Source organism: Snuella lapsa, from assembly GCF_039539345.1.
In the GTDB taxonomy this organism is placed as follows: Bacteria; Bacteroidota; Bacteroidia; order Flavobacteriales; family Flavobacteriaceae; genus Snuella; species Snuella lapsa.
Genome location: NZ_BAABCY010000071.1, coordinates 1 through 13,413 on the forward strand (window position 1 = coordinate 1; position 13,413 = coordinate 13,413).

At 36.2% G+C, this 13,413-nt stretch carries 9 protein-coding genes; 6 read left to right on the top strand and 3 right to left on the bottom strand.

Annotation, left to right across the window (positions count from 1 at the left end; genetic code table 11):
* From ABD792_RS13275 to dxs, 3 genes are all read left to right on the top strand, one after another.
* On the top strand, positions 1–184 hold a 184-nt coding region (locus ABD792_RS13275), incomplete at its 5' end, for an ATP-binding protein (protein WP_345006724.1).
* Between the two features lie 72 nt (positions 185–256).
* Positions 257–1,207, top strand: coding sequence for an energy transducer TonB (locus ABD792_RS13280; protein ID WP_345006725.1), 951 nt, complete (start codon positions 257–259; stop codon positions 1,205–1,207).
* A gap of 19 nt (positions 1,208–1,226) precedes the next feature.
* The gene (dxs, locus tag ABD792_RS13285) at positions 1,227–2,996 is read left to right on the top strand and encodes a 1-deoxy-D-xylulose-5-phosphate synthase (protein WP_345006726.1); all 1,770 of its coding nucleotides are present in this window, start codon (positions 1,227–1,229) and stop codon (positions 2,994–2,996) included.
* On the opposite strand, the gene ABD792_RS13290 is transcribed toward dxs, so the two are convergent.
* From ABD792_RS13290 to ABD792_RS13300, 3 genes are all read right to left on the bottom strand, one after another.
* Positions 2,997–3,125, bottom strand: coding sequence for a hypothetical protein (locus ABD792_RS13290; RefSeq protein ID WP_345006727.1), 129 nt, complete (start codon positions 3,123–3,125; stop codon positions 2,997–2,999).
* A gap of 117 nt (positions 3,126–3,242) precedes the next feature.
* On the bottom strand, positions 3,243–6,398 hold the full coding sequence (locus ABD792_RS13295) for a PA domain-containing protein (RefSeq protein ID WP_345006728.1): 3,156 nt from the start codon (positions 6,396–6,398) through the stop codon (positions 3,243–3,245).
* A 258-nt stretch (positions 6,399–6,656) separates the two neighbouring features.
* Positions 6,657–8,000 carry a deoxyguanosinetriphosphate triphosphohydrolase gene (locus tag ABD792_RS13300; protein ID WP_345006729.1) on the bottom strand — a complete coding sequence of 448 codons (1,344 nt, stop codon included), beginning with the start codon at positions 7,998–8,000 and terminating at the stop codon, positions 6,657–6,659.
* A gap of 164 nt (positions 8,001–8,164) precedes the next feature.
* Between ABD792_RS13300 and ABD792_RS13305 the strand changes: the two genes are divergently transcribed.
* The 3 genes from ABD792_RS13305 to ABD792_RS13315 all read left to right on the top strand — a co-directional run bounded on the left by ABD792_RS13305 (position 8,165) and on the right by ABD792_RS13315 (position 13,316).
* Positions 8,165–8,545, top strand: coding sequence for a carboxypeptidase-like regulatory domain-containing protein (locus tag ABD792_RS13305; RefSeq protein WP_345006730.1), 381 nt, complete (start codon positions 8,165–8,167; stop codon positions 8,543–8,545).
* Positions 8,546–9,134: 589 nt separating this feature from the next.
* Entirely contained in the window at positions 9,135–11,906 is a 2,772-nt protein-coding gene (locus ABD792_RS13310) for a TonB-dependent receptor (protein ID WP_345006732.1), read from the top strand.
* A 210-nt stretch (positions 11,907–12,116) separates the two neighbouring features.
* Positions 12,117–13,316 carry a hypothetical protein gene (locus ABD792_RS13315; RefSeq protein WP_345006733.1) on the top strand — a complete coding sequence of 400 codons (1,200 nt, stop codon included), beginning with the start codon at positions 12,117–12,119 and terminating at the stop codon, positions 13,314–13,316.
* Positions 13,317–13,413 lie beyond the last annotated feature (97 nt).

The window sequence follows — 13,413 nt, forward strand, 5'->3', positions numbered from 1 at the left end:
AAACGCCTTAATGCTCTTCTTGATAGAGAATACAGAGAAAAAGTTCTTGGTTTTAAATGAAATTGCCCTGAATGGTAGCGGTGTTGGCTTGAGCTTATCCAAACAAATCATGTTATTACATAACGGAAAAATTCAAATTAAAAGCAAGGAACATGTGGGTACTAGTGTGCAATTGTTTTTATAGCTTTTAAAGCTATAAAAACACTAAAAATCCTTTCGGCAAGAAGTTTGATGTTACAATAGAAAGGCAAGCATCATGAAAAACTATTATTCCATTTCAATCCCAAAACCCTGCCATGAAAATTGGAACTCCATGACCCCAAAAGAAAAAGGACGGTTTTGTGATTCCTGTTCAAAAACTGTTATTGACTTCACAAAAATGGATGTTTTTAAAATACAAAATTTTATAGCTGAACATCAAGGTCAACGTATTTGCGGGCATTTCAAACAAACACAATTGGATAGCATAAACCTGTTTATTCCGTCAAAAGTTATAGCAACGCAACATAAATTTCATAAGCTGTTTTTATTGGCATTATTAATTACTATGGGAACAACCTTGTTCAATTGCACCAATAAGAATGGAACGAAGCAAAAAATTGATAGCATAGAAATTATTGACAATATTAGTAACCATCCTGAAAATAGAATGCAAGAACTTTCGACAATAGATAAAACCGACACAAAGCCTTTACCAAAATGTTCAAAAGCCGATTTTAAAACACCCCATAAAAAAGAAGTTTTAGAAACCGTTGTTGATGGCGAATTGGATATAGTTGAAGTATTAGGAAATATTGAAATCGTCGACCCAGTTGGAATTATTGAATATGAAGAGGAAGAAGATATAGTTTTAGGCTTTATCACAGTAGATGTCCCTCCCGAATTTAAAAACACACCTAAGAACTTAAATACTGAAGAAAAACGAAAGTATTTTTCGGATCAAATAACAAAGGCCGTTTCCAAAAACTTCACAACAACACAAGGGCACTTAGGTTTATCGGGAAAGCAAAAAATATTTGTTCAATTTAAAATTGATGAAAAAGGAAATGTTACTGATGTCAGAGCTAGAGCACCACATTCAAAACTTGAGAAAGAAGCCAAACGTGTTATTAATCTTTTACCTCAATTTATTCCTGCAAAGCAAAGAAATAAACCCACAACTATAGTTTATAATTTACCCATCATTTTTCAAATCGAAGAACAATAAATTCTCGTACTTTTGCCATGTGCAAAAGAACCTCTTAAATACCATCGATTCACCCGAAGATCTTCGGCTTTTAAACCCTGAAGATCTGCCTGAGCTTGCTAAGGAATTACGGGAGTTTATTATTAATATTGTAGCGACCAAGGAAGGCCATTTGGGGGCTAGTTTAGGCGTTGTAGAATTAACGATAGCGCTTCATTATGTTTTTAACACACCCCATGATGAACTGATATGGGATGTTGGACATCAAGCATATGGACATAAAATCCTTACTGGAAGGAAATCTGTATTTCATACTAACAGGCAAATGGGAGGTATTAGTGGTTTCCCCAAGCGCAGCGAGAGCGTTTACGATGCTTTTGGTGTAGGGCATGCATCTACCTCAGTTTCGGCTGCTCTGGGTATGGCCATAGCTTCACAACTTAAAGGAGACTTCAACAAACATCATATAGCCGTTATAGGCGATGCTTCCATTGCGGGAGGCATGGCTTTTGAAGGGCTAAACCATGCTGGCGTTACCGACGCCAATTTACTTGTCATCCTTAACGACAATGCTATTGGCATTGATCCTAGTGTAGGTGCTTTAAAACAGTATCTAACCAATGTTAAAAAAGGCACTCAAAAACGCGAAAATATTTTTGAGGCTTTAAACTTTAATTACACGGGGCCTATTGATGGCCATGATCTCGATAGTATTATACAGGAACTGAAGCGACTTAAAAGTGTAAAAGGGCCTAAATTTTTACACATTATTACTACCAAGGGCAAAGGATTAAAACAAGCAGAAGAAGATCAGGTACGTTACCATGCTCCTGGAAAATTTGATGCTATAACTGGCGAGCTCATATCTAAACCAAACGTAAAACAGCCCCCTAAATACCAAGATGTTTTTGGACATACTATTGTAGAATTGGCTACTCAAAACAAAAATATTGTAGGTATTACCCCTGCGATGCCTACAGGAAGTTCTTTAAAATATATGATGGATAAAATCCCTGATCGTGCATTCGATGTTGGGATTGCAGAACAACACGCCGTAACACTTGCTTCTGGCATGGCTACCCAAGGCCTTATCCCTTTTTGCAACATTTATTCAACGTTCTTACAACGGGCTTACGACCAAATAATTCATGATGTAGCCTTGCAAAACGTACCGGTAATTTTTTGTCTGGACCGTGCTGGATTGGTGGGAGCAGATGGTGCTACACACCATGGTGTTTATGACCTAAGCTATTTAAGGTGTATTCCCAACCTTATCATTTTTGCTCCAAGAAATGAAATTGAATTACGAAATATAATGTATACCGCCCAACTTGGCTTGCAAAACCCTATTGCCATTCGCTATCCCAGAGGCCGTGGTGTTACTATCGATTGGCAACAACCGTTTTCAAAAATCGAAATTGGAACAGGGGCGCAACTTAAAGAAGGTTCAAAAATGGCTGTCTTAAGTATTGGAAGTATCGCAAAAATCATTTCGGAAGCTATTAAAAATTCAAATGCTCCGAAATCTGTTGCTCACTATGACATGCGTTTTGTAAAACCTTTGGATGATCTGTTACTGCATCGTATTCTAAAGCAATATGATTTGATAATTACTGTGGAGGATAATTCTGTTAAAGGTGGTTTTGGTAGTACTGTTCTTGAATTTGCAGCCCAACATCATTACAACAACCAAATACATATGTTAGGAATTCCTGATAAATTTATTGAACATGGCAGTACATTAGCATTACAGGAATCCATTGGGTTGGATTCTGTTGGATTGACGCAATATATTAATACATTATTATAACTATTTTGCGTCAGAATAGCTGTTTAGAAACTGGTCTTCTGATGGCGAACTGGACACTTCCGTAATAGCCAAGACGCATGCAAAGACCACAAAGCAGATGACCAAGGCATTCAGTAGGTTCTTTTTCATTTGAGTAGATTTAAAGAGCTTTTAACCTTGTAAATCTAAATAAAACATCGTTAAAACACAAATTTTATCGATAAAAACAACAATCTTTAATTATCTCCTGAACAGGTATCTTTTTATTTACTCTACAATAATCTTGTGTGTGGATGCTTGGTTTCCAGAAAGAAATTTAACGATATACAACCCACTTGCTACATTAATTGATATAGTTTCTACAGAACTTTTAGCAAAATTAACATTAGTGCCATGTACCACCCTGCCATTTAAATCATAAATAGTCAATTGGCCATTAACACCTTGTTTCAGAGACACGTTAAAAGAACCATTGGATACCGTGGGATATATTCTAAAATTATCTGCAACCTTTTTATCTACCGATAAAGTGCTTGCATCGGCTGTAAACGTACCTGTAAACATCCCACGACCATAGGTTGTTGCCAAAACTGTATTATCTACAGTTCGTAAATTAAAACTTGTTACTTTAACATCTTTCATTCCATTTTGCGATTGATACCAATTAGGGTTAGCATCGCTGAAACTGGGTGTTGCCCAAACACCAAGATCAGTACCCAATATTACTTCTTCAGAATTTAAAGGATTTCTTAAAATTGCTCTCACTGGTAAATCGGGCAAGTCACCTTCCTTGTTCGTCCAACTTCCACCTCCATTAGCCGTGTAGTATATGCTAGGGACTCCATAATTGTAAAATGTTACAAAAATCTCATTGTCGTTAGCCCCTAACTCAACACATGAAATACTACCATAAAACGCATCACCTGTAATTTCCTGCCAAGTTACTGATGGCTTGTTGGTTGCATTCGTGATCTTAAATAACTTACCGTTATCGGTACCAACAAAAAGTGTATTTGCACTATAGGGTGACACCTTAAAAGCAGTTGCAGCACCATCGAACATTGCATCCGAAATAACAGAAGACAACGCTGAATTGGTTTTTAATTCATACCTATTGATTTGATAAATACCACCAAAAATATCGCTTCCATCAGCAAATAGGTAATTACTATCACTATCAAGTGCTGCAGGGTTTACAAACTGTCCCGGAGATCCATTTTCTATGGTATACCCAGAAGTAGTTCCAGTGGCATAATCTCTATAATAATAATTACCGTACTGAGAAGAGGTTACCATGTACTGATTGTCTATATCAATAAACACATAAGTGCCATCTCCGCCCGTCACCTCACCGGACGAACCTATACCCGGAGATGCATTATTAATTAAGTGAGAACCATTGTCCTGTGAGCCCGCCAATAGCTTTTCCGAAGCCACTTCTTGTCCGATAGCTCCATGATAAAACTGCAGCGTATTATAGTTTTTATTTCTGGCCGTAATATTAGGTGTTCCTGATAATGCCGTAGCATAATATACTCCACCGTCATTACCATTAACAGCTTTAGTTGGATCGGAAGGATCGAAAACAAAAGCATGCTGATCTGGATGTACATCACTTAATCCTGTACTAGAATAATACTCTGATATCTGATCCCAAGAACTACCAGCATCGGATGACCGAAACAAATCTATACCTCCAACATATAAAATATTATCATTGGTTGGATCTACTTCTATAAGCAAATCGTAAAAGGCCTGACCATTGGTAAAATCTTCAGCAGGTATATCGGTCTCAACATCTACAGGTAAGGTTAAATTGGTTTCTGTAGCAAAGCCATCATTGGTCATTAAAATTTCAACTGGATTTACATCTGAAGCCTTCTCTGCCAACACATATAGTTTATCTGCATCGACCGAAGACATTGCAATTTGTGTTCTTAAACCATCTGTTAACGTCTTTTTTAAAGTAAATGACGTTCCATTGGATGATGATAAAATAGCACCTCCTCCTGCCCCATAAGCATTTGAGGTTGTCGAGACCCATATTAAAGTATTATCAAAACTCACTTCTATATCATTAGGTGCATAAGTCGAGCCCCCAGGTGCTGATGGCAAGGTTATTTTTGACCAACTAGCCCCACTATTTGTAGAACGGTACATCCCATAATCTTCAATTCCAAAAAACGAAATTGGATTAGCATCTGGATAAAAAGTAGAACCCGCAGCTACGTATATTTCACTTGCTCCTCCGTTATCACGAATTTTAATATCGTTTATATGATGCACCCCTGGGGTTACGTAACTTGCTGTAACATATGAAGATACATATTCCATAGTTACATTAATACCACTTCCCAGTTGCGCTATTATAGCCTGCCCCTCTTCTTTGGAAATCATTGCCGAAGGGATCGTAATTGTCGCATCTTCACCTCCTTGTTCAATTGGTGCTCCCGTTACATTGTTTACCATTAAAACCGCAACAGCTCCAGCATCTTGAGCGTTCTTAACTTTTACCGTAAAATTACAGCTTCCCCGCTCTATTACGGCTATTTTGTTGTTTATTGAAGCACCATTGGTAAGAGCACCACATCCTTCATTGGGCGTCCCCGAACCATCATCCACCAATACCAAATCCCTAGTAACAGATGTTAAGGTTGGCCCAAATACTGCCGGAGCCAACAGGTACTCTCCAGCTACAGGCCCCGGGGTATTTACCGTAAGTCGTGCCGACGATTCAAAAGTTGTTTCACCTGTAACACCTCCAAACACCTTAGACCACGTTGTGCCACCATTAGTAGACTGCCAGACCCCATTACCTTGTACATCGCCTTGCACATACGATTCTCCGGTGCCCACATAAAACGTATTGAAATTATTAGGATCGTATGTAATACATGTAATTGATAAATTATTGGGAATATCTACCTCTGCCCAAGCAGAATTAGCATCTGTAATATCGTTATTAACCCATAAACCACCGCTTACCCCACCAGCAAACACTCTTTTACCATTGGGGTCATTGGGGTCGTACATTATGGCTCGCGTCCTTCCTCCAACGTTGTCAGGCCCCCGTTCTTCCCAATCATTGGCATTCTCTCCTGGTACTTTAGCCAACATTGCCCGTTCTTTTAGTTGCTTTTGAAGTTCAAATACCCTTTGGGATTCTGGTTTACCTGTAAACGGGTCCAAGGTAAGCTCCCATTCTCTTTCAAAATACTTATTGGGAGGCAACCGTTTAGCTTTTCTTTCTTCTTTTGTTAATTTAAGAGATGCTTTAAACGGGCTATTTCTTAAAAAATGTTCGTGCGTTTTTCTTATATCTGCTATCCTTTTTTCATTATAATCCTGTTCCTTATTGGTTATATATAAGCCTATAAAGAGCATCATCAAAATGCTAGCGAAAAAGAGTATGCGATGTTTCATTTTTAGATAGTTTAACCCGTTGTACATTTTGATAAAATTCTGTCAATTCGAGTGAATTTCACATTTAAATCGAGTAAAATTTTGTATCGAGAATAAGAATTTTTAATCTTTGAAATAGTTCTCGATACGATTTTTTTATCAACAAAACACTCGAACTGACATTTTTGAAACTAGTTTGACTCAAAATGCACAGCGGGTACAGTTTATACTTCTATAAATATAGAGAATTAACACCTTAAAATCAACAACATAAATCCATTACGCAATATTAATGCCCTTAATTTTATTAAATAGCAGGATCGCATAACTATCCGACATATTAGCAACTATACGGCAAACAGACAAGATTCTTAGGTATAGGGAATCGTTTGTTATACTATTATTTTCGGGCAATAAGTGCAATATTAGTTTATCGTAATTGGACGCATTATTGTTATAGGAATTATTAACGGCTCCTATAAAAACATTTAACAACTCAGATAAGACCCTATAGCCCGCAATTTCCTTTTCTATAACATCTTTACTCTGATACACTTTTTCGATGCTTATTTTAATGATATCATTAATTTGTGCTTCGTATTTACTTTTATCCAATAAAGCAGTGTCAAACGTCCCTTTTAAAATAGACGCCTCATACTCCATAAAAATATCTACCGCTTCGTTTATAAGCGTTCCTATAGCCAAAGCACGTAGGTAGCCTATCCGATCTGCTTTGGTTGAAAGGGCATAATAATTTTCGGGTTTAATCCTGTCCCTTATTATTTTTGACAAATACTCTAGAGCGTACTCTTCCTGTATAAGTCCTAGGTTAATACCATCTTCAAAATCGATAATGGTATAGCAGATATCGTCGGCAGCTTCCACCAAAAATGCCAACGGATGCCTTGAAAAACTTATATCACTGTCACTTCTTTTAAGCAAGCCTAATTCGTTAGCTACATCTACAAAAGCATCTTTATCACTTTGAAAAAAACCGTATTTTTTATCGGCTATGTGCTTTGTAGGTTTTTTGGGAAGTGATTCTTTGGGATATTTCATAAAAGCGCCCAGAGTAGCATAACTTAAACGCAATCCTCCTTTTCGTCCCGCTCTGTTCTCGGTAAGAATCTTAAACCCGTTAGCATTACCTTCAAAATCACACAAATCCTGATATTCCTTAGCTGTTAAATGCGCTTTGAATTTTTGACCTTCACCAGTTTTAAAATACTCGCCTACCGCTTTTTCTCCCGAGTGCCCAAATGGCGGGTTACCAATATCGTGAGCCAATGCTGCCGCAGCAACAATAGCACCAAAATCGTTAGCTTGGTAGCCATGTACATTTTCCAAATGCGGATATTTTTCCAGTACTTTTTGTCCAACCAATCGTCCCAAAGAACGTCCTACGACACTTACTTCCAAACTGTGCGTTAAACGTGTATGCACAAAATCGGTTTGCGACAAAGGGATTACCTGTGTTTTGTCTTGTAAGCTCCTAAATTCTGAAGAAAATATAACCCTATCGTAATCTACTTCAAACCCCAAACGGGTTTCGTCCTGTTCTTTTCGAATGCGTTTATTGGTATCGCCAAAGCGTTTTAAGGATAATAACTGCTCCCAATTCATAGTATAAATTTAAAGGGAGCAAGATAGCTAAATTCGACAAAACTAATTCGGCTAAATTATGGTAACATTAAAATAACATTCGATACGATTAGTTAATATTTAAGTAACATTTTAACGGTGCCAAATAGTTTCCTTTGCAAAGTTATTTGCAACACCTTATAGTTATGAAACGTTTGGCTCTACTTTCTTTTTTATTGTTTACCGCTTTTTGTTTTGGACAAAACACAGGAATGATTGTTGGGAAAATAATGGATCAAGAGCTAAACAACGCCCCTTTAGTGCTTGCCAACGTATCTGTTAAGGGTACTGATATAAAATTGAATACAGATATCACGGGTCTATTCCTTATAGAAAATCTAAAAGATGGCGATTACACCTTAGTTTGTAGCTTTCTTGGTTACGAGACTAAAGAAGTTAAAGTTAGTGTTCAATCGGAAAAACCAGCTGAAGTAAAATTATCCCTTGGAGCAAGCAGCATCTCTTTGGATGACCTTGAAGCCATTACCAGTATCGCTCAAAAGGAAGACAAAACTTCTACTAATTAACAAAAATACCTGATCGCTTCTCTTTTCTTTTCTCTTCTTGAACTATAGAGCGGTTTCAATCAACAAATTGTATTAACAATAAAGGCAAGAAATTAGCATTAGCCTAAAACAAAAATTCCCTAACCTTTATTTATTATTTTGACAATAATCCATGTATTACAACCCGTTGTGCATGTTAGAATAAAGAACTTTTATTGAAACGAACTATTCCGAGGTACTACCTCGAATTCGTTGACCTTTATAGGAATGACAAAACACTGTTTTTGCTTTATGTCACATAACGGATAATCAATAAATTCTTATTCTCTGTATAAATTTCACTCATTTCAATTGTAAAATTCACCTGAATTGACAGAATTCCATCAAAATATGCCATGGTGGGTTGTTGCTCTTTTCCTTTTCATCATTGCTATAAAATGTGAGTTTGATTAAACTTAAAATTATCAATACAGCCAATGTTAACTTAACGTTTACCACCCCCAGTATTACGTAACATTTACATAACTTTTATGTTACCATTGTTTAACCGATTGGTAACATCCCGTTCATAGTGTGTTTCGTTCTTTGCACCAAGATAAAAACTAATAAAATGAAAAACATCACACTATTATTAATACTATTTGCAGTATCACTTTCCAATGCTCAAACTACTGGTTCTGTGGTTGGTAAATTAACCGACAAAGAATACAACAATGAGCCGTTAGCATTTGCTAATGTCCTTATAAAAGGAACAACTAAAGGTACTACTTCCGATTTCGATGGCTTATACAGTCTTGATAACCTAGAAGCTGGCAATTATATTTTACAATTTAGCTTTGTAGGTTACGAAACTCAAGAAATCCCAGTAACAATAGTCGCTGGTAAAGTCACAGAGGTTAATGTTCCTATGGGAGCCAGTGCAGCATCATTAGATGAAGTTGTTATTACTACCACTACTAAACGTGAAAGTGAAACGGCTTTGTTACTGGAGCAGAAGAAGGCAGTTGAAATTAAAACTGCCATTGGAGCTGAGGAACTTAGTAAAAAGGCTGTATCGGATGCAGCAGCAGCTACATTGAAAGTTACTGGAGTTAACAAACGAGAAGGCTCAAGTAATATTTATGTTAGAGGCCTAGGAGACAGGTATAACAACACTACTTTTAATGGATTGCCCTTACCTTCAAACGATCCTAGAAACAAAAACATCGACTTGTCTTTATTTAGTTCAGATATAATAGAAAGTGTAAGCATAGGAAAAGCTTTTTCCTCTTACATGTCCTCTGATGTATCTGGTGCTAGTATTGATATAGTGAGTAAGGAAACAACACAAAAAACACTATTTGCTGTAAGTCTCTCTACAGGGGTAAATACACAGACTACTTTTAAAGATTTTAAGCAAATTGATGGTGCTAATTGGTTTGGCATTAACACTAACACTCATCATAAAATAAGACACCTATCAACATATAGTTTCAAAAACAACTTTACTCCTAATTCAGAAACTGCAGCTCCTACATTAGGACTTTCTATCAACTATGGCAAAAAAATCACGCTATCAGACGAAAGCAACTTAAGCATCTTTTTAGTAGGCTCTTTTGACAACAAATACACATACCAAGAAGGAACTTCTAACGCTATCGTTGATGTTTATGATGATGGCTCTCTTAACGTTGGTTCAATTTTTAACACTAAAACCTATAACTATAACGCTTCAAAAATGCTGATGGGTAATATTGTTTACAAAATCAACAACAACCATAAATTAAGTTACAACCACTTATTCGTACACTCCAACTCTCAAAAAATTGAAGACTTTGTTGGAACAACTAATGATATTGGTAGAGACTCAGACGATAACAGATTGGTCAATGTATTATTACAAACAGAAATACAGAACAAGCTTTTTGTTAACCAGATAATGTCTACTCACAAATTTGGAGAAGATCTAGACCTAAATACCGCATTAAGCTACAATGCAATTTATAACGATGAACCAGATAGAAGAAAAAACACCTTTATTATAAATAATGACAACAACACTACAAGAATTTCTCAAAATGCAGTTAGGGACAACAGTAGATTTTATGGTAATTTATTTGAAAATAGCATTGTAGGAAATCTAAATATTGTTAAATATCTTGGTGAACGTTATGAGAATAAGGGAAAAATAACCTTAGGGTATAATGGCAATGTCACCGACAGAAAATTTGACGGAATTTATTTTGACCACAATTTTACCAACCCTAGAAATACATTTGTGGATATAAATAATTTAGACGCTACTTTCAATCAAACAAATTTAGATAATGGTATTTTTGGACTAGAAACTTCTCGGGGAAGAAATAGCAATGATGCAGAAACATATTTACCTCAATTATATGATGCTAAAAAAGCTACACATGCTGCTTATATAGATGCTGTTTATAAATTTACCGACAAATTCACTGCCAATGTTGGGTTACGTGCCGAAGATATTAAAATGGATGTTGAATGGGATACCAACATAAGCTTTCCTGGTTTTTCTAATAACAGTAAAATAGCATTGGATAAACAATACATGTTACCAACACTTAACTTAAAATATCAAGTTAATGAAAAAACTAACCTAAGAGTTTCTGGTAGCATAACTTATACGTATCCACAATTTAAAGAAATAGCTCCTTTCACCTACGAAGGCATTAATTATCAAGAAAGTGGAAACCCAGCCTTACTACCCTCTGACAACCTCAACGGGGAACTTAAATTTGAATTCTTTCCCAATAAAAGTGAATTAATCTCTATAGGGGTCTTTGGTAAATTAATTCAAAACTCTATTAACCGTCTAGAAAGAAATTCAGCCGTAGAAAGAGACTTTACATTTGATAATTCTGGAGATGCAACTGTCTTTGGGGTTGAGATTGAAGGAAAAACGAATGTTATAGCTACAGAGTCTGACAATGGAAAATCTCAAAACCTTACATTGGGAGGCAATGTTACATTAATGAAAACTAAGCTCAAATACAACACCGCCAATACTCTGTTTAATTATACTGGTGAAAGTTCCCAATTAGAAGGTGCTGCGCCACTTACTATAAACGCAGATTTATCGTACAGATTTAACGTTAATGAAAAAGAAACTATTTCAACATTGGTTTTCAATTATCAAAGTGATAGAGTTTACAGTATAGGCACGAACTTCCAAGAAAATATTGTTGAAAAAGGCATACCTCTTTTAGATTTTGTGTTTAGCCATAAATTTAATAAAAACCTAAGGATAAAATTTAACGCAAAAAACCTACTAAACCCAAGTTTTGAGAGATATAGAGACATTCCAGAAAAACTCACAATGAACTCATATAAGAGAGGAACTTCATTTTCCATCGGAATAGGTTACAATTTTTAAAACCAAACACTAAAAACAAACAGTGTAACCCTATAAAATCACACTAGAGGGGATATATTATAAATATGAAATAATTTTAGTATACACAAAATTAACATTAGCAAAATTTCTTAACTCAATACTAATATTAACTTCAAACTCAATTTAAACAGACTCCTTTATTTTGCTGAACGATAAAAAAACTAAGAAATTAAAATTTAGAAAAACAAAATGAAAACATTAAAAAATTTATTAATTGTAACCGTTATTACTTCTATTTTCTCTTGCTCTAGTGATGATGACAATAGAATCATAGATCCAGGCAATGGTGGAGGTGTAATCACTGAAAACGAATTGAAAGGTGAAATCTCAGAAGATGCAACTTTATCAGCTTCCATTGAATACACCTTGACAGGATCTTTTACTATAAATGAAGGGGCTACTTTAACCATAGAACCAGGTACTGTAATAAAAGCGAAAAGTGGCAGAACAGATGTTTTCTTAGCTGTAGAAAGAGGTGCTAAATTGATTGCCAAAGGGACAGCAGAAAAGCCTATTAAATTTACTTCAGATGCAAGTTCTCCCAAAGCTGGAGATTGGGGAGGCATTGTAATTGCAGGTAGAGCCAAAAGCAATAAAGGAGTTGATGTGCAATCTGAGGTTGCTGGTCTACTCTATGGCGGTACAGACGACGCTGACAATTCTGGAGAATTAAGCTATATAATTGCCGAATATACTGGTGCCAAGATCAATGGAGAACAAGAGTTCAACGGTATATCTTTCTTCGGTGTAGGCAATGGAACTGTAGTTAATAATATTGTAGTTAGCAATGGTAATGATGATGGCGTCGAATTTTTTGGAGGTAGCGTTAACGTAACCAACGTATATTGTGCTAATATAGCTGATGACATGTTTGACTGGACTGGCGGATACACTGGTACGATAACCAATGCTTTTGGTGTACGTAACGATGGTTTTGATGCAGCAACTGACGACCCTAGGGGTATTGAAGGCGATAGTAATAGCTCTGACCCAACCGCAGCCCCAATATCTACACCAACATTAAAAAATGTTACTATCCTTAACCTTAATCCAGATGTAGCACTTAAAGCTGGTGCTGAAATTAGAAGAGGAACTCAAGCGATCATCAGCAATGTTTTATTTGCTGCTTATGGGAACGCTTCTTTTGGAAACAGAATTGACACAAAAGATGATAAGGGCAACGGCTCTTTAACCATAACAAACGCTGCTTCTCAAGGAAATGTAGGTGAAGACAAAATAGGTGGTGATATTACTGGTACTGTCACTACAATCACAGATGGCATAACAGTTACAGCAGACAATACACTTACAACTAAAGCTGGTGTTGGAGCAGATTTATCTGCTTTCAACTGGGCTAACCAAAGTTTTGTTGTTACTAAATTGAACTAAAATTTAGATCTTGCGATAAACATAAAAAAGCATCCCGATTGGGTAGCCATGGTCGGAAGATTTTTTCTTCCGACTTTTTTTGTTTTATAGGGTAGAT